At 73.3% G+C, this 17,827-nt stretch carries 13 protein-coding genes and 4 pseudogenes; 9 read left to right on the forward strand and 8 right to left on the reverse strand.

The annotated features are described in order from the left end of the window. Positions 1 to 14: 14 nt before the first annotated feature. Both MF408_RS08175 and MF408_RS08180 read right to left on the reverse strand, forming a co-directional pair. The gene (locus MF408_RS08175) at positions 15 to 1,307 is read right to left on the reverse strand and encodes an MFS transporter (RefSeq protein WP_345893929.1); all 1,293 of its coding nucleotides are present in this window, start codon (positions 1,305 to 1,307) and stop codon (positions 15 to 17) included. 435 nt (positions 1,308 to 1,742) lie between these two features. Beyond that, the gene (locus MF408_RS08180; RefSeq protein WP_240250959.1) at positions 1,743 to 2,153 is read right to left on the reverse strand and encodes a hypothetical protein; all 411 of its coding nucleotides are present in this window, start codon (positions 2,151 to 2,153) and stop codon (positions 1,743 to 1,745) included. Positions 2,154 to 2,466: 313 nt separating this feature from the next. Here MF408_RS08180 and MF408_RS08185 point away from each other — a divergent pair, with 313 nt between their 5' ends. From MF408_RS08185 to acs, 3 genes and pseudogenes are all read left to right on the forward strand, one after another. Continuing rightward, positions 2,467 to 2,745 (forward strand): DUF4212 domain-containing protein, encoded by a 279-nt coding sequence (locus MF408_RS08185; RefSeq protein WP_240250960.1) that lies wholly within the window; start codon positions 2,467 to 2,469, stop codon positions 2,743 to 2,745. Continuing rightward, a complete protein-coding gene (locus tag MF408_RS08190) occupies positions 2,742 to 4,463 on the forward strand; it encodes a sodium:solute symporter family protein (RefSeq protein WP_240250961.1) in 1,722 nt (573 codons plus the stop codon). The genes MF408_RS08185 and MF408_RS08190 overlap by 4 nt, the downstream gene beginning before the upstream one ends. Positions 4,464 to 4,652: 189 nt before the next feature. Then, positions 4,653 to 6,591, forward strand: a pseudogene (acs, locus tag MF408_RS08195) (acetate--CoA ligase); the annotation flags it as partial. Between the two features lie 27 nt (positions 6,592 to 6,618). Here acs and nhaA read toward each other — a convergent pair. Beyond that, the gene (gene nhaA, locus MF408_RS08200; RefSeq protein ID WP_240251752.1) at positions 6,619 to 8,106 is read right to left on the reverse strand and encodes a Na+/H+ antiporter NhaA; all 1,488 of its coding nucleotides are present in this window, start codon (positions 8,104 to 8,106) and stop codon (positions 6,619 to 6,621) included. 102 nt (positions 8,107 to 8,208) lie between these two features. Here nhaA and MF408_RS08205 point away from each other — a divergent pair, with 102 nt between their 5' ends. The 6 genes and pseudogenes from MF408_RS08205 (at position 8,209) to MF408_RS25165 (ending at position 11,731) form a co-directional block, all read left to right on the forward strand. After that, positions 8,209 to 8,610, forward strand: a complete 402-nt coding sequence (locus MF408_RS08205; protein WP_240251754.1) for a phage holin family protein — start codon at positions 8,209 to 8,211, stop codon at positions 8,608 to 8,610. 7 nt (positions 8,611 to 8,617) lie between these two features. Next, positions 8,618 to 8,947, forward strand: a pseudogene (locus MF408_RS25155) (hypothetical protein); the annotation flags it as partial. 28 nt (positions 8,948 to 8,975) lie between these two features. Further along, complete coding sequence (locus MF408_RS08210) at positions 8,976 to 9,512, forward strand: fructosamine kinase family protein (protein ID WP_240250962.1); 537 nt, start codon at positions 8,976 to 8,978, stop codon at positions 9,510 to 9,512. Positions 9,513 to 9,611: 99 nt separating this feature from the next. Further along, positions 9,612 to 10,320: pseudogene (locus tag MF408_RS08215) on the forward strand (response regulator transcription factor). A 540-nt stretch (positions 10,321 to 10,860) separates the two neighbouring features. Then, positions 10,861 to 11,517 (forward strand): annotated as a pseudogene (locus tag MF408_RS25160) (HAMP domain-containing sensor histidine kinase); the annotation flags it as partial. Positions 11,518 to 11,629: 112 nt separating this feature from the next. Beyond that, entirely contained in the window at positions 11,630 to 11,731 is a 102-nt protein-coding gene (locus MF408_RS25165; RefSeq protein WP_275693453.1) for a hypothetical protein, read from the forward strand. 600 nt (positions 11,732 to 12,331) lie between these two features. Here the strand turns inward: MF408_RS25165 and MF408_RS08225 are convergent. The 5 genes from MF408_RS08225 to MF408_RS08245 are packed head-to-tail and all read right to left on the reverse strand — an operon-like array spanning position 12,332 to position 17,821. Then, the gene (locus tag MF408_RS08225; RefSeq protein ID WP_240250963.1) at positions 12,332 to 13,627 is read right to left on the reverse strand and encodes an anthranilate synthase component I family protein; all 1,296 of its coding nucleotides are present in this window, start codon (positions 13,625 to 13,627) and stop codon (positions 12,332 to 12,334) included. Then, positions 13,624 to 14,229: an aminodeoxychorismate/anthranilate synthase component II gene (locus tag MF408_RS08230; RefSeq protein ID WP_240250964.1), complete on the reverse strand. Its 606-nt coding sequence runs from the start codon at positions 14,227 to 14,229 to the stop codon at positions 13,624 to 13,626. Before MF408_RS08230 ends, MF408_RS08225 begins: the two co-directional genes overlap by 4 nt. Then, entirely contained in the window at positions 14,213 to 16,153 is a 1,941-nt protein-coding gene (locus MF408_RS08235; RefSeq protein ID WP_240250965.1) for an anthranilate synthase family protein, read from the reverse strand. The genes MF408_RS08230 and MF408_RS08235 overlap by 17 nt, the downstream gene beginning before the upstream one ends. A 59-nt stretch (positions 16,154 to 16,212) precedes the next feature. Beyond that, entirely contained in the window at positions 16,213 to 17,154 is a 942-nt protein-coding gene (locus tag MF408_RS08240; RefSeq protein WP_240250966.1) for a CHAT domain-containing protein, read from the reverse strand. Then, positions 17,135 to 17,821: a hypothetical protein gene (locus tag MF408_RS08245; protein ID WP_240250967.1), complete on the reverse strand. Its 687-nt coding sequence runs from the start codon at positions 17,819 to 17,821 to the stop codon at positions 17,135 to 17,137. The genes MF408_RS08240 and MF408_RS08245 overlap by 20 nt, the downstream gene beginning before the upstream one ends. Positions 17,822 to 17,827: the final 6 nt, after the last annotated feature.

Genomic DNA, 17,827 nt, shown 5'->3' on the forward strand with positions numbered 1-17,827 from the left:
TCACGACCTCACAGTCAGACGCCGGCGTAGCCGGGGTGGGCGGCCCCGGGCCGGGGGCGGCGCAGGTAGCAGAGGTAGGTGACCGCGGCGCAGCACAGGTAGAAGGCGGTGAACACCACGAAAGCGGTGCGGGTCGCCGCCATCGGGTCGCCGACCCACGGCGAGCTGAACGTGATCGGGATCAGGAACCCGCCGACCGCCCCGACGGCACCGATCACCCCGATCGCCGAGGACGCGTCGCGGGTCGCGGCCAGCACCGCGGCGTCGTGCTCCGGCGTGCCGGGGGCCGCCGCCCGGTCGGCCTCGACCCGGAAGATCGCCGGGATCATCTTGTACGTCGACCCGTTGCCCACCCCGGTCGCGGCGAACACGACGAGGAAGAAGCCGAGGAACACCGGGAACCACGACCGGTTCTCGTCGGCGACCGCGGCGAGCTGGTCGGGGTTGGGGGTGAGCTGCACCAGCGTCCACAGCACTCCGAGCGTGGCGAGCACCATCACGGCGAACGCGGCGAGCGTGACCCGGGCGCCGCCGAACCGGTCGGCCAGCCAGCCGCCCAGCGGCCGGGTGAGCGACCCGACGAGCGCCCCTAGGAAGGCGTAGTAGGCGAAGTAGATGCCGGTGCCTGTCGGCGCCGGGTCGGCGACCCAGAAGTTGAGCTTGATCAGCAGCGGCATCGCCGCGGAGTAGCCGATGAACGACCCGAAGGTGCCGACGTAGAGGAACGACATCACCCACGTCTGCCGGTGCCGGAGCACCCGCAGCTGCCGGCGCGCGTCGGTGCGGGCGGTCCCGAGGTTGTCCATGAACAGGTACGCCGCCACCGTCGCGACGACCGCCAGCCCGGCGTACAGCCAGGCCGCCCGCTCGAGGTGGACGCCGCCCGCCGACGCCTGCACGATCCCGAAGATCCCGGCGCCGCCGACGACCACCGGGAGGAAGAGCTGGATGAGCGCGACGCCGATGTTGCCGCCCGCCGCGTTGAGCCCGAGCGCGGCGCCCTTCAGCCGCGCGGGGTAGAAGAAGTTGATGTTGGCCATCGAGCTGGCGAAGTTGCCGCCGCCGAACCCCGCCGTAGCGGCGACGACGCAGAACACCCAGTACGGCGTGCCCGGCCGGGTCACGAAGAACGCGAAGGAGAGCGTCGGCACGAGCAGCAGCGCGGCGCTCACCATCGTCCAGTTGCGGCCGCCGAACCGCCCGACCGCGAGCGTGTAGGGGATCCGCAGCAGCGAGCCGACCAGGTTGGGGATCGCGACGAGGAAGAACAGCTGCTGCGGCGAGAACGCGAACCCCTGGGCCAGCAGGGAACGCCGAGCTGACGCTCCAGATCAGCCACACCGAGAACCCGAGGTGCTCGGCGAAGATCGACCACGCCAGGTTGCGCCGGGCCACCGGCGCGCCGGTCGTGGCCCAGAACTCCTCGTCCTCGGGTCGCCAGTCGTCGATCCAGCGGCCGGTGCGGCGGCGCGGGGCCGGTTCAGTGCCGACGGTGTCGGTGAGGGTGTCGGCGACGGTGTCGTCGGCGGGGCGGGCGGCGCGGTCGCTCGCGGGCGGGACGAGGGTCATCGGGGCTCCTGCGCAGGCACGGTCCGGTCGGTGGTCCGTCCCGATCCTGGGCGGGCGCCGTTTCAGCCGGTCGACCCCGGGCGTAGCCCTCCGGTCAACTCCTCCTCACGCCCTCACGACCCCGGTGATACCGGGTCGTTCGTGGCCGCGCGGTGCGCCCACCGCGTGGCGGGTCAGGCTGCCGGGTCGGCCGCCGGCGCGTGCCACAGCTGCCAGGCCGCGACGCCCGCGAGCACCCCGCCGCCGAGCACGAGCACCGCACCGGGCCCGGGCAGCCAGCCCTCGGTGCCGACGAGGCGGAGCATCCGCACCATCTGCCAGGCCGGCAGCACGACGGCCACCACGCTGAGGACCGTCGCCTGGAAGGCGCCGAGCCGCCGCATCGGCAGCAGCGCGCCCGCGAGCCCGAACATCGCGCCGTAGAACGTCCACAGGCCCGGCCCGTTGCCACCGGAGAGGTTGCCGACGGCGGTCTGCACCCACGGGAGGAACGACCCGAACGCGACCATGGCGACGGCGAGCGCGAGTCGCTTCCGACCCGGGTGGACCGGCCGGCGGACGCGGTTGGCTGCGGTGGAGGCCATGCCCCGACCGTAACCGGCGTGACCCCGGTCACGCACCAGCCACACCTCGCGCCGGCGACCGCTCGTCCGGCCGCACCGGCCCGGTTCGCGCGACGAACGGTCGGGGCAACGCGCCGAACGGTCGGCTCGGTGCCGTCGCGCGGCCGCTGCCGCCCCCGGCCGCCCACTCACCGAGCCGTTCGCACCGTTCGCCGACAAGTGTGACGCGGAGCACACGTTCGCCTTGACCGGCGGTCGGCCCCGTTGCTTGCCTCGGTGTGTTGCCGGTCACGCGCCGGCACCGCCCGCCACCCCTACGAACGGAGCAGTGGGAATGGATGAACAGACGCGCCGGGCCTACTGGCGCAGCAACCTCCGGCTGATGACGATCCTCCTCGCCATCTGGGCGCTGGTCTCCTTCGGGGCCGGGATCTTCTTCGCCGACGCGCTCAACGAGATCGAGATCGCCGGGTTCCCGCTCGGGTTCTGGTTCGCCAACCAGGGCTCGATCCTCGTCTTCCTGGCGCTGATCGCCGTCTACGTGTTCTCGATGGACCGGCTCGACAAGCAGTACGGCGTCGACGACTACGAGGAGGAGGTGCGCGGCTCGTGAGCGACATCCAGATCTGGACCCTCGTCTTCGTCGGCGTCACCTTCGCCCTCTACATCTACGTCGCCTACGCCAGCCGGGTCTCCGACACCTCCGGCTTCTACGTCGCCGGCGGCGGCATCCCCGCTCCGGCGAACGGCGCCGCGATCGCCGCCGACTGGATGAGTGCGGCGTCGTTCATCTCGATGGCCGGCCTGATCGCGCTGGCCTACAACGGCTACAGCGGCTCGGCGTACCTGATGGGCTGGACCGGCGGCTACGTGCTGCTGGCGATGCTGCTGGCGCCGTACCTGCGCAAGTTCGGCAAGTACACCGTGCCGGACTTCGTCGGTGACCGCTACAACGAGACCGCCCGGCTGATCGCGGTGATCTGCGCGATCGTCGTGTCCCTCACCTACGTGGTCGGCCAGATGGCCGGCGTCGGCGTGGTGTTCAGCCGGTTCCTCGAGGTCGACACGACCGTCGGCGTGCTGATCGGCATGGCCATCGTCTTCTTCTACGCCGTGCTCGGCGGCATGAAGGGCATCACCTGGACCCAGGTCTGCCAGTACACCGTGCTGATCATCGCCTACCTGATCCCGGCGGTGGCCATCTCCACCAAGCTCACCGACATCCCGCTGCCCCAGGTGGGCTGGGGGCAGATCCTCGACGAGCTGCAGGGCCTGCAGGCCGACCTCGGGTTCGGCGACTACACCGCGGCGCTGACCGGCAGCGGCCAGATGAACATGTTCCTGCTGACCGCCACCCTGATGTTCGGCACGGCGGGCCTCCCGCACGTGATCGTGCGGTTCTACACCGCCAAGAACGTGCGGGCCGCGCGCTACTCGGCCCTGTGGGCGCTGTTCTTCATCGCGCTGCTCTACACGACCGCCCCGACGGTCGCGGCGTTCTCGAAGTTCAACATCCTGTCCGCGTCCAGCGACGGCAACCTCGCCGACCAGTCGTGGTTCGACACGTGGGCCAGCGCGGGCCTGATCACCAACCTGGACGCGACCGGCGCCCCCACCGACCTCAACGGCAACGGTGCGATCGACTTCCAGGGCGCGGCCGGCAGCAACGAGGTGCTCATCAACAACGACATCCTCGTGCTCGCCTCGCCGGAGATCGGCGGCCTCCCCGCACCGATCGTCGGCCTGGTGGCCGCCGGTGGCCTCGCGGCGGCGCTGTCGACGGCGTCCGGGCTGCTCCTGGTGATCTCGTCGTCGGTCGCCAACGACGTCTACCACAAGCGGATCAACAAGGCGGCGAGCGAGAAGCAGCAGCTCCTGGTCGCCCGGATCTCGATGGGTGTGGCCGTCGTCGTCGCCGGCTGGCTCGGCATCGACCCGCCGGGCTTCGCGGGCCAGGTGGTGGCGCTCGCCTTCGGACTCGGGGCGGCCAGCTTCTTCCCGATCCTGGTGCTCGGCATCTTCTGGAAGAAGTGCACCGCCGCGGGCGCCGCGGCGGGCATGGCGGCCGGCATCGTCGTCACGATGGCGTACTTCGTCTGGACGCTGCCCTCGGACTCGGCCTGGTTCTTCCTCGGGAAGGACCCGATCCTCGACATCGCACCGGTGGGCTTCGGCTTCATCGGCATGCTGCTGAACTTCGTCGTCACGATCGTGGTGTCGCAGTTCACCCGCAAGCCGTCGGAGACGATGCAGCACCTCGTCGAGGAGGTTCGCTACCCGGGTCGCACCGACCTGGTGGCGAGGCACGCGGAGGGCGAGCCGCTCGCCTGACGCTGCCGAGGCGCGCGCCGTCGTACCGGGGGAGTACGACGGCGCGCGTCGTCGTGCGGGGGCCGACGCGGTCCGGGCCTGGTGGGCATGGTCTCGTCGCCTCCGGCGCCCTACTGTGCAGAGCACAGCCACCGAACCCTTGAGAGACCAGGAGTGACCGTGAGCAACACCGAGGAGACCCTCGCCAACCTGTCCCGCGAGGAGCGGCGGTTCGAGCCGCCCGCGGAGCTGGCGGCGAGCGCCAACGTGACCGCCGACGCCTACGCCGCGGCGGCCGAGGACCCGGCGGCGTTCTGGGCCGAGCAGGCCCGGCGGCTGGCGTGGGCGCAGGAGTGGGACCAGGTCCTCGACTGGGGCAACCCCCCGTTCGCGAAGTGGTTCGTCGGTGGCCGGCTGAACGCGGCGTACAACTGCGTCGACCGGCACGTCGAGGCCGGGCGCGGCGACAAGGTCGCGATCCACTGGGTGGGCGAGCCGGAGGGTGACACCCGCGACCTCACCTACGCCCACCTCAAGGACGAGGTCTCCAAGGCCGCCAACGCGCTCACCGAGCTGGGCGTCTCGGCCGGCGACCGGGTCGCGATCTACCTGCCGATGATCCCCGAGGCGATCGTCGCGATGCTGGCGTGCGCGCGGATCGGCGCCCCGCACACGGTGGTGTTCGGCGGGTTCTCCGCCGACGCGCTGGCCTCGCGGATCGAGGACTGCCAGGCCAAGGTGGTCGTCACCGCCGACGGCGGCTACCGGCGGGGACAGGCCTCGGCGCTGAAGCCGGCGGTCGACGAGGCGCTGACCAAGACCTCGGTGGTGCAGAAGGTGCTGGTCGTGCGCCGCACCGGCCAGGACCTCGGCGACGGTGGCTGGACCGACGGGCGCGACGTGTGGTGGCACGACGTCGTCGACGCCGCCCCGTCCGACCACGTGCCCGAGGCGTTCGACGCCGAGCACCCGCTCCTACGTCATGTACACCTCCGGCACCACCGGGAAGCCGAAGGGCATCCTGCACACCACCGGCGGCTACCTCACCGGCGCGGCGTACACGCACTGGGCCGTCTTCGACCTCAAGCCCGACACCGACGTCTACTGGTGCACCGCCGACATCGGCTGGGTGACCGGCCACAGCTACATCGTCTACGGGCCCCTGGCCAACGGCGCGACGCAGGTGCTCTACGAGGGCACGCCCGACAGCCCCGAGCGCGGTCGCTGGTGGAAGATCATCCAGGACTACGGGGTGACGATCTTCTACACCGCCCCGACCGCGATCCGGTCGTTCATGAAGCAGGGCGCCGAGATCCCCGGCAGGTTCGACATGTCCTCGCTGCGGGTGCTCGGGTCGGTGGGCGAGCCGATCAACCCCGAGGCCTACGTGTGGTACCGCAAGGTCATCGGCGGCGACCGCACGCCGGTGGTCGACACCTGGTGGCAGACCGAGACCGGCGCGATCATGATCAGCCCGCTGCCCGGCGTCACCGCGGCCAAGCCCGGGTCGGCGATGACCGCGATACCCGGCATCAGCGCCGACGTGGTCGACGACGAGGGCAACCCGGTGCCCAACGGCTCCGGCGGCTACCTCGTGGTGACCAGCCCGTGGCCGGCCATGCTGCGCACCATCTGGGGCGACGACCAGCGGTTCAAGGACACCTACTGGGCGCGCTTCGCCAAGGCCAACGACGGCAAGGGCTACTACTTCGCCGGCGACGGCGCCAAGAAGGACGAGGACGGCGACATCTGGGTGCTCGGCCGGGTCGACGACGTCATGAACGTCTCCGGCCACCGGCTCTCCACCACCGAGATCGAGTCGGCGCTCGTCTCCCACCCCAAGGTCGCCGAGGCGGCGGTCGTCGGCGCCACCGACGAGGACACCGGCCAGGCGGTCTGCGCGTTCGTCATCCTCCGCGAGGAGGCCGGTGACGGCGGGGACGACATCGTCCAGGAGCTGCGCCAGCACGTGCGCAAGGAGATCGGCCCGATCGCCACGCCGCGGCAGGTCATGATCGTCCCCGAGCTGCCCAAGACCCGCTCCGGCAAGATCATGCGCCGCCTGCTCCGCGACGTCGCCGAGAACCGCGAGGTCGGCGACGTCACCACCCTCGCCGACAGCTCGGTGATGGACCTGATCTCCGCCGGGCTGCAGAAGGGGTCGGGGGGACGAGGGCTAGCTGGTCCGGCCGGGGGCTGGGGCGCCGGGAGGCGCGGGTTCGTCACTGTCGGTGAGCCTGCGCCTCCCACGGCGTACCCACCTAGGGGATGTGCGGACTCGTCGACATCCCTTGATGAACCTGCGCCGCCCGCCTGCCGCGGCGACGTCAGCAGCAGCACCACGACGCCGACCGCCGCGGCGACCAGCGACGCCAGGAGGATGCCGACCTTGGCGTCGGCGGTGAGGTCGGGAGCGTCGGGGAACGACAGCTGCGCGATGAACAGCGAGACCGTGAACCCGATGCCGGCCACGGCGCCGAGCCCGGCGACCTGCGGCCACGAGGTGCGCTCGGGCAGCCGGGCGATGCCGAGGCGCACGGCGAGGAAGCAGGCGAGCGTGATGCCGAGCGGCTTGCCGACCACGAGCCCGGCCGCGATGCCGAGACCGACCGCGGAGGTCACCGCCTCGCCCAGCACGCCGCCGCCCAGGTCGACGCCGGCGTTGGCGAGCGCGAACACCGGGAGGACGGCGTACGCCGACACCGGGTGCAGCCGGCTCTGCAGCCGCTCCACCATCGACACCGACTCCCCCGAGCAGGAACCGCAGCCGGGTCAGCTCGTCGGGGTCGAGGTGGCGGTCGCGCAGCGCCTCCTGCGCGTACTCACGGGCGACCCGCTCCTCGAGCAGCGGGGTGGCGGGGGTGAGGAGGCCGAGCGCCACGCCGGCCAGGGTGGCGTGCACCCCGGACTCGAACAGCGCGTACCAGGCGGCCACACCGAGGACGAGGTAGACCGGCAGCGCCCACACCCGCACCAGCCGCAGCGCGGCGACCAGCCCGAGCAGCACGAGGGCCGCCGCCAGCCAGCCCAGGTCGAGGTCGGCGGTGTAGAACAGCGCGATCACGAGGATCGCGCCGATGTCGTCGACGATGGCCAGCGTGAGCAGGAACAGCCGCGCCGCCGACGGCAGCCGCCGGCCCAGCAGGCCGAGCACGCCGACGGCGAACGCGATGTCGGTGGCCATCGGGATCCCCCACCCGGACCCCGTGTCGCCGCCCCCGGCGATCGCGACGTAGATCAGCGCCGGCACGACCATCCCGCCGACCGCCGCGACGATCGGCAGCGCCGCGGTGCGCGGGTCGCGCAGGTCGCCGTGGACCAGCTCGTACTTGATCTCGAGCCCGACGACGAAGAAGAAGATCACCATCAGGGCGTCGTTGACCCAGTGCTGCAGCGACTCCTCGACGTGCCAGGAGCCGATCTCCAGGCTGACGTGCAGGTGCCAGAAGTCGACGTACGACTCCGACCACGGCGAGTTGGCCCAGACCAGGGCGGCGGCCGCGGCGAGGAGCAGCAGGATCGAGCCCGCTGCCTCGACCCGCAGGAACTCTCGGAGCGGCCGGGCGACGAACCGGGCGACCGGGCGCTCGCTCTCGGTCCAGACGGGCCCCTGCTTCCAGAGGTCGTCCGTCGGCTCGGGTTGGGGCGGCTGGGCAGAGTTCACGCGGGCGCCTCCGTCGGCGGTGAGGGGTCAGCGGATCGGATGCCGACCAGACTTCCCGGCTCACCTGTCTCGGATGCTACCGGCTTCTGTAGGGTCGGTCGCATGGCGATCGAACCCGTGCAGGAGGAGCCCACGATCGGGCGTCTGATCAAGGACGCCCAGGCCGACATCTCCACCCTCCTGCGCAAGGAGATCCAGCTCGCGAAGGCCGAGCTCAAGGTCAGCGTGACCGCCGGCGGGATCGGCGCCGGGCTGCTCGCCGCGGCCGCGTTCCTGCTCGTGCTCGCGGTGATCATGCTGTCGGTCGCGATCGCCTACTTCATCCACTGGAACGGCTCCGGCCTCGACCTCCACTGGGCGTTCCTCATCGTCTTCGGCTTCTACCTTCTCGTCGCGGGGCTGCTCGTCTTCGTGGCGATCCGGAAGTTCAAGCGGGTCAAGGCGCCCGAGCGCGCCATCGAGCAGGGTCGCGAGATCCCGCGCGCGCTCAAGGGCCAGCCCTGATCCGGGGGTGACGAGCGGGTGGCACGGCAGCCGGCGGTCGCCGGGAGGGCCGAGCAGCTGCTCGGCACCTCGGTGGTCTCCACCGCCCCGGTCGCCGGGGGGCGACATCTCCAACGCCGTCAAGCTCCGGCTGTCGAGCGGCCGCACGGCCTTCCTGAAGACGCTGCCCCAGGCCCCGCCGGGCTTCTTCGAGCGGGAGGCCGCCGGGTTGCGCTGGCTCGCCGAGGCCGAGGACGGTGTCGCCACGCCGGAGGTGCTGGCGGTCGACAGCGACTGCCTGATCCTCGCGTGGGTCGAGACCGGGCGGCCCGCGGCCGACACCGCGGCGGCGTTCGGGCGCGCCCTCGCCCGCACCCACCTCGCCGGTGCCGGCTGCTTCGGCGCCGACGCCGGGGCCACCGGCGCGCGCACCGACGGCTACATCGGCCGGCTGCCGCTCCCCCAACCAGCCGCTCCCCGGCTGGCCGGAGTTCTACGCCGAGCGCCGGGTGGCGCCGTACCTCAAGGTCGCCCGCGACAAGGGCCTGGTCTCCGCCGACGACGCCGCCCTGGTCGAGCGCGCCGCGGCCCGGGTGGGCGAGGTGGTGCCCGAGGAGCCGCCGGCGCGGCTGCACGGCGACCTGTGGAACGGCAACGTGCTGTGGACCAACGACGACCGGGTCGTGGTGATCGACCCGGCGGCGTACGGCGGCCACCGCGAGGTCGACCTGGCGATGCTCGCCCTCTTCGGGCTCCCGCAGCTGCCGCAGGTGATGGCCGCCTACGAGGAGGTCGCCCCGCTCGCGGAGGGCTGGCAGGACCGGCTGGGCATCCACCAGCTGTTCCCGCTCGTGGTCCACGCCTGCCTCTTCGGCGGCGGCTACGGCGCCCGCGCCGCCCGGGTCGCGTCCCGCTACCTCTGAGTCGTCAGGGGTGAGAGTGAGCCATAGGTCACTCTCACCCTGACGACCTCAGAGCGCGGCTCTCAGCCCGTGCTCAGTCGGGCCGGGCATCATGGGTCCGTGCCCCACCGCCAGCAGCAGCCGCCGCGCGTCCTCGTCGTCGACGACGACCGGGCGGTGCGCGAGTCGCTGCGCCGGTCGCTGGAGTTCAACGGCTACGAGGTGCACCTCGCCGGCGACGGCGCCGAGGCGCTGGCCGGCATCGGGGCGGTCGGGCCCGACGTCGTGGTGATGGACGTGATGATGCCGCGGCTCGACGGGCTCGAGGCGACCCGGGCGCTGCGCGCCGCCGGCAACGACGTGCCGATCCTGGTGCTCACCGCGCGCGACGCGGTCGGCGACCGGGTCGAGGGGCTCGACGCCGGCGCCGACGACTACCTCACCAAGCCGTTCGCGCTGCAGGAACTGCTGGCCCGGCTGCGGGCGCTGCTGCGCCGGGCCGGACCGCCCCCGGAGGGCGACGAGGAGGAGGTGCTGACGTTCTCCGACCTCACCATGAACGTCACCACCCGCGAGGTGACCCGCGGGGGAGCGGTCGATCGAGCTGACCCGCACCGAGTTCACGCTGCTGGAGATGTTCCTCCGCCGGCCGCGCCGGGTGCTGGAGCGGGGGTTCATCCTCGAGGAGGTCTGGGGCTACGACTTCCCCACGACCGCCAACTCGCTCGAGGTCTACGTCGGCTACCTGCGCCGGAAGACCGAGGCCGGAGACGAGCCCCGGCTGATCCACACCGTGCGCGGTGTCGGCTACGTGCTGAAGGAAACGTGAGCCTCTTCCCCAGCGGAGTGCCACGCCCCGCGATCGCGGCAGGTCCCGACGGCCGCTGGCACTACCGGCGCTCGCTGGCGAGCCGGGTGATCCTGCTGACCACGATCGCGGTGGCCCCTGACCGTCGCGTTCCTGGCTGTGGGCGCCTACTTCTCCACCCGGGTCCAGATGCAGCGCAGCCTCGACGACTCGCTGCTCGAGCGGGCGCGCGGCGCCGCCAAGGCCGACGTGCTCCGGGAGGCCGACGTCCCGTCCTGGGCGCTCGGCGCGGCCGACGTACGGATCGCGTTCATCTACGCCGACCGGCCGGGCCGCACGCTGGACGACGGGCCCGACATCGTGCTGGGCGAGCCCGAGCACGAGGTCGCGCTCGGCGAGAGCTCCTCGAGCATCCGCACGATCCGGATCGCCGGCGACCGCTACCGGGTGGTGACGGTGCCGACCCGTGAGCCGGGCACCGCCCTGGTGATCGCGCAGTCGCTGGCCGACCAGGACCGGATCCTGGCCCGGCTCGGCTGGGTGACCGTCGCGTTCGGCGGGATGGGCGTGCTGACCGCCGCGCTGGCCGGGTGGGCGGTCGCCACCAACGGGCTGCGCCCGGTGCGGCAGCTGACGACGGCCGTCGAGCGGATCGCCCGCACCGAGGACCTCACCCCGCTGCCGGTCGAGGGCGACGACGAGGTGGCGCGGCTGGCGACGGCGTTCAACCACATGCTCACCGCGCTCGACGCCTCGCGCATCCGGCAGCGGCAGCTCGTCGCCGACGCCAGCCACGAGCTGCGGACGCCGCTCACCTCGCTGCGCACCAACATCGACCTGCTCACGATGTCCGGCGACGACGCCTCGACGCTGCCGCCGGGGGCGCGGGCGGAGCTGATGGAGGACATCCGGGCGCAGATCGAGGAGCTCACCACGCTGATCGGCGACCTCACCGAGCTGGCCCGGGACGAGCCGGTTCCGCACCAGGTGGAGCCGGTCGACCTGGGCGAGGTGATCGACCACGCCGTCCAGCGGGTACGCCGCCGCGCCCCCGGCCTGACGTTCGAGGTGTTCACCCGCCCCTGGTGGGTGGTCGGCGAGGCACCGTCGCTCGAGCGGGCCGTCACCAACCTGCTCGACAACGCCGCGAAGTGGAGCCCGCCGGACGGCCGGGTCACCGTCCGGCTCAGTGACGGCGTGCTGACCGTCGACGACCAGGGTCCGGGCATCCCGGAGCCGGACCGGGCTCGAATCTTCGATAGGTTCTGGCGGTCCGACGACTCGCGCACGCTGCCGGGGGTCGGGGCTGGGCCTCGCGATCGTGCGGCAGGTGACCGAGCGTCACGGCGGCACGGTGCAGGCCACCGGCAACGTCGACGGCGGCGCGCGGCTGGTGCTCAAGCTGCCCGGAACGGAGAAGCCCGATGCGTGACCCGTTCGCGCGCGTCCGGCGCGCGCTCGCCGCGGTGGCGCTGCCGGGGCTGCTCCTGGCCGGCTGCGGCGGCGAGGAGCTCGGCGAGAAGCCGGACCTGCCCGACGAGACGCCCGCGCTCTGGAACCCCTGCGACGCGCTCGACCCGCGGCTCGTCGAGCGGCTGTTCGGTGCGACGACCACCGAGGAGTCCGGGGACCCCGACGGCGCCGGAGTGCCGGTTCCGGCCCGACGGCGACAGCGGGGAGCCGGTCGTCACGTCGAGCTACCTGCTCTGGCCCGGCACCCTCGAGGACGCCTGGGAGACGATGGGCCAGCCCGCGGACGCCGACGTCAGCGAGCCGCGGATCCCCGGCGCCGACGCGGCGCGGGTGGTGGTCGACGTCGTGGAGCGACAGCTCTACGTCACGGGGTTCGTCCAGAACGGGGACCTGATCCAGAACGTCAACGTCGTCGACCCTGCCCCCTTCGACCGGCAGCGCGTGGTCGCCGGCGTCCGGTCGGTGCTCACCGTGCTCTCCGAGCACGCGCTCGAGTCCGGCGTGGACGTGACCGACGGGGCCGAGGACGACGCGTCGGCACCGCCCCCACCCGTGACGCTCAGCCCGCAGCGAGCGCGGCGAGCAGCCGCTCGGCCTTCCACCGCGTCTCGGCGTGCTCCTCGGCGAGGTCGGACTGCACGGTGATCCCGCCGCCGGTGCCGAGCAGGTAGCCGTCGCCGGCGCTCAGCAGCGACCGGATCACCACTCCCAGGTCGGCCCGGCCGTCGCCGGAGACCCAGCCGAACGCGCCGGCGTACGCACCCCGCGGCGTCGCCTCGACGGCGTCGATGATCTCCATGGTGCGCAGCTTGGGGGCGCCCGTCATCGACCCGGCCGGGAAGAGCGACCGCAGCGCGCCGACCGTCGTCACGCCGTCGCGCAGCCGGCCGCGGACCGTCGAGACCAGCTGGTGCACCGACGGGTAGGACTCCACCTCCATCAGCGCCGGCACCTCCACCGACCCCGGCTCGCAGACCGTGGCCAGGTCGTTGCGCAGCAGGTCGACGATCATCAGGTTCTCGGCGCGGAACTTCGGGTCGGTCGCCAGCCGCTCCCGCGCCGCCTCGTCCGCCTCCGGCGTCGCGCCCCGGGCCGTGGTGCCCTTGATCGGCCTCGCCTCCAGCGTCCGGTCGGCCGTGACCAGCGCGTACCGCTCGGGTGACGAGCTGAGCAGCCACCCCCGCGCGCCGGGCACGTCGTGCTGGAGGAACCCGGCGTAGGGGGCCGGGTTGAGCGCCCGCAGCCGCAGGTACGCCGCCACCGGCGGCAGCCCGCTCGGCACCCGCTGGCGGTGGGTCAGGTTGACCTCGTAGGAGTTGCCCGCGTGCAGCTGCTCCTGCACGGCCGCGAACGCCGCGGCGTACTCCTGTGGCACCGACGTCGAATCGGGTGTCGTGGTTGCCCGAGTCGGGTCTCGTGGTTGCTCGTCGTCACCACGAGGCCGGACTCGAGCAACCACGAGGCCCGATTCGGCTCCATGGTCGTAGGTGCGGAGGTGGCTGGGGCGCATCCAGACGGCGTCGGGGAGGTCGGGGTCGGGGCGGGCGGGGAGGTCGGGGCGGGCGGCGTAGCCGAAGTAGCCGAACCACTGGTCGGTGGGGCGGCCGGCGGCGAGCTCGGCGTCGAGGGCGGTGAACGGGTCGTCACCGACCACCTCGCGACGGCCGCCGGCATGGCGGGTGACCTCGCGGCGGGCGGCGTCGTAGGTCAGCGAGACGTCGTCGTCGTCGAGCCACCCGACGAGCGACCGCCGCCGCGACCACGCCCGGGCGCCGCCGCCGTCGAGCCAGACGCAGCGACGGTGCGCCGCCGCCACGTCGGCGAACACGTCCGCGACGTCGCCCCGGCCGGTCACGAGCGGTCCAGGAAGGCCGGCGACAGGAAGTTGGCGACCAGCGCGGCGCCGTGCTCGGTGAGCACCGACTCGGGGTGGAACTGCACGCCCTCCTGCGGCAGGTCGACGTGCCGCACGCCCATCACCACCCACGGCCCGTCCTCCCGGGCACCCGGACAGCCGGCCGTCGTCTCCAGCACGTCGGGCACCTCGACCGCCGCCAGCGAGTGGTAGCGCACCGCCCGGAACTGCTGCGGCAGGCCGCGGAACACGCCCGCGCCGTCGTGGCTGACCCGGCCCACCACCCCGTGCGCGGGCACCTCCCGGTCGACCACGCCGCCGTACGCCGTCACCAGCCCCTGCATCCCCAGGCAGACCCCGAGCACCGGCCGGCTGCCGTCGCGCAGCACCTCCCGGCCCACCGCGAAGTCGCGCTCCGCCGCGGGGTGGCCGGGCCCGGGCGACAGCACGACGTACTCGTGCCGGAGCACCTCCCGCGGCTCGCAGGCGTCGTGCTGCACGACGGCCGGGAGCACGCCGGTGACGCCGGCGACCAGGTGGACGAGGTTGTAGGTGTAGCTGTCGTGGTGGTCGACCACCACGACGTCAGGCGGGCGGCCCATCCAGCAGCACGGCCGACACCAGGTCGTGGACGATGTCGAAGCCCCGCTCGGTGAGGATCGACTCGGCGTGGAACTGCACGCCCCGGTAGTGCGGCCCGGCGAGCGCGTCGACGTCACCCGACTCGGGGTCGCACTCGACGGTCACGCCTGCCGGCAGGGAACCGGCCGCGTCGCCCACCCGGCCGACGAACGTGTTGTAGAACCCCACCCGCTCGCGGCGGCCGTTGACGACGACCTCCGACTGGGTGCCCTGGAAGACGATGTCCTTGTAGGCCAGCGGGACGCCGAGCTGGTGGCAGAGCGCCTGGTGGCCGAGGCAGACGGCGAGGAACGGCCGCTCCTCCTCGAGCAGCGTGGCGACGGCGCGCCGCAGCGCGGCCATCTTCGGGTTGTCGTCGCGCGGGTCACCGGGGCCGGGCCCGACGATCACGAGGTCCCAGCTGCTGAGGTCGTCGAGGACCGCCTGGTCGATGTCGTCGTGGCGCACGACCTCGCTCGGCATGCCCATCACCGCGAGCAGGTGGCGCAGCATGTTGACGAAGTCGTCCTCGCCGTCGAGGATCAGCACCCGCTTGCCGGCCAGCCGCGGGTCGGGCGGCGTGCCGGCCTGGTCGGTCAGCCAGAAGCCGCTGAGCCGCCGGTTGCGTGAGTTGAGCGCGATCAGGACGTCCTCGTCGGCGGCGAGGGCCCCGAGGTCGACGTCGGGCACGGGCGCCGGCGGCACCAGCCCGAACGCCGACAGGATGCCGCCGGCCTTCGCGTGGGTCTCGGCCACCTCGTACGCCGGGTCCGAGTCGCGCACCAGCGTCGCGCCGGCGGTCACCTTGAGCCGGCCCTCGAGGTCGACGTCGGCGGTGCGGATCACGATCGGGCTGTCGACGACGGCGCTGCCCTCCTCGTCGCGGCCGAAGATCGCCAGCGCGGCGGCGTAGTAGCCGCGGCCCTCGGGCTCGTACTGCTTGATCAGCCGGCAGGCGTTCTCCACCGGCGACCCGGTGACGGTGGCGGCGTACATCGTGTCCCGTAGGACCTCGCGCACGTCGCGGCTGCTGCGGCCGGCGAGGAGGTACTCGGTGTGGATGAGGTGCGTCATCGGCTTGAGGAACGGGCCGAGCACCTGGCCGCCCTCGTTGCAGATGTCGCACATCATCTTCAGCTCCTCGTCGACGACCATGAAGAGCTCGTAGATCTCCTTCTCGTCGCGCAGGAAGTCCATCAACCGCGGCTTGATGTGGGCGTCGGTGCCGGCGTCGGCGCGGACGCGGAACGTGCCGGAGATCGGGTTCATCCTCACGTCGCCGCCGTGGACGCTGACGTGCCGCTCGGGGCTGGCGCCGATGAGGTAGCGGTCGCCGGTGAAGAAGACGAAGGTCCAGTAGGCGCCGCGCTCGCGCTCGAGCAGCCGGCGGTAGACCGCGAGCGCCTTGTCGGCTCCCCAGTCGGCGACGACCGCGCGGTAGTGCCGGCCGACGACGAGGTTGGCGCCCTCGCCCTGGCCGATCTCGTCGCGGATGATCGTCTCGACGACCTTGGCGTAGTCGTCGTCGTCGATGTCGAAACCGCCGCGGTCGGTGAACTCGACGCCGTCGTCGTCGATCGCGTCGACCACCTCGGCGACGGAGAACTCCAGCTCGGTCTCCACGTCGACCACCACCAGCGGGGTGCCGTCGTCGTGCGCCTCGAACCCGCGGTCGGCGACCTGGCGGAACGGGATCGCCACCAGCCGGTCGCACTGCCGGCCCTCCGGCGGCGGCCCCTCCTCGAGCGGGATGTCGGTGATGTGGTCGGCGACCCAGCGGCGACCGCCGAGGATCCCGACCGTGTCCCGGTCACCGGCCCGGGTCGAGCGGCGGATGATCGCCCACGCCTCGTGCCCCTGGATCGCGGCGATGGCGTCCCGGGCGGAGGTGGCAGGCGTGGTCATGGCGGAAGCCTATGCGGGCGCGGTCGTGCGGGGCGGGCGGATCCGGCGCTCGGAACGGCTCACACCCCGAGCGCGACGAACGCCGCGGCCGTGCCGGCGAGCACCGGGTCGGCGCCGGCGGCCTGCCGCACCCGCAGCAGCGCGGCGGCGGGGTCGGCGCCGGCGGCCAGTGCGTCGTGGAGGCCGACCATCAGCTCCGCGGTCGCGGCGTCGTTGACCTCGGCGACACTGCAGACCAGGCCCGCCGTGCCGAGGGAGAACAGCGCGGCCGCCAGGCCGAGCAGCTCGTCGGCGCCGACCGGCGCGAGGACGCCGGACTCGCAGGCCGAGAGCACGACGCGGTACGGCGCCGCGCGCAGCCGCTCCAGGTCGTGCACGGTCAGCGACCCGTCGGCCAGCTCCAAGGCCGAGAACAGCGGGCTGTCGGCGCGGAACCGGCCGTGGGCGGCGAGGTGGGCGAGGTCGGCGCCGTCGATCGCCTCCAGCACCGCCTCCACCTCGGCGGCCGGCCCGTCGAGCAGGGTCGCGGCCGGCAGCCGCCCGGCGAGCACCGGCACCTCGGCCCCGCCGGACTCGAGCGCCGGACCGCAGACCAGCAGCGTGCGGCGCGGGTCGGGACGCTCGACGGCGCGGGCTCGCAGCCACTGCGCCGCGGAGGGCACCACGGAGAACGGGCGGGCCGCCAGGCTCGGAAGCAGCGCCCACGGGACGCCGTGCAGCCGCGCGGTCGGGGCGAGGACCACCGATCCGTCGGGCAGCAGCCGCGCGGCGTCCCCGAGCACCGCCTGCTCCAGCCTGGTCCCGAGCTCGGTGGTCGCCGCCGGGCGGCCGCGGGCCGCGCGACGCAGCAGCATCGCGGCCGGGCCGAGCAGGTCGGTGACGGCCGCGGCCGGCCCGGCGACCCGCCGTCGTACCCGGCCGGCGTGGACGACGACCACGTGCAGCACCCCGTCGACGTCGACCAGCTCGACGAGACAGCGGTCACCGACCGCGGCGACCACCTCCTCGACCGACGCCGGCCGCTGGACGCCTCCGCCGCTCGCGGCGAGGGCGTGGTGCTCGGCGCGCACCGCCCGCTCCAGGCGCAGCCGCTCGCGTTCGAGCTCCTCGGTCGGATCCCCCCGACTGCCGCGCCTCCGCGAGCCGCCGGCCGTTGTCGCGCAACGCCGCCAGCGAGGCGGGGATCGTCGACGCGTCCGACGTCGCCGGCGGCTGGGCCAGCGCCGTCGCGCGGGTCCGCTCGCTCCACCGCAGCAGCGCCCGCGGCTCGGCGGCGGCATGCCGCAGCGCCACCTCCGTCAGCTCGCGCCCGTGCGTGGTCGCCAGCGCCCGCAGCTCGGAGCTGCCCATCAGCCGCCGGTGCTCGTCGATCGCGTCGAGGCCGGCGGCGCAGGCCCGCAGCACCCCGCCCCGGTCGGCGCACTCCTCCCGCTCCAGCGCCCGTGCCAGCCAGGCACCGGCGCGGACCAGGCCGTTGGGGTGGCGGCGGTACGACGACGCGGTGCGCCAGAGCTCGAGGCGCTCGCTCCCACGGGCGAGCCGACCGGCGAGCGTGAGCGCGACCGGCGCCTCGTGCGCCCGCTCCGCCTCGAGACCGCGGGCGACGGCGGTCGCCTCACGGGCGAGGCCGTGCCGGTCGTCGAGCGAGTGCCGCGCCTGCACGGCCACCAGCGC

It is taken from the genome of Nocardioides sp. TF02-7 (assembly GCF_022437945.1).
In the GTDB taxonomy this organism is placed as follows: Bacteria; Actinomycetota; Actinomycetes; order Propionibacteriales; family Nocardioidaceae; genus Nocardioides.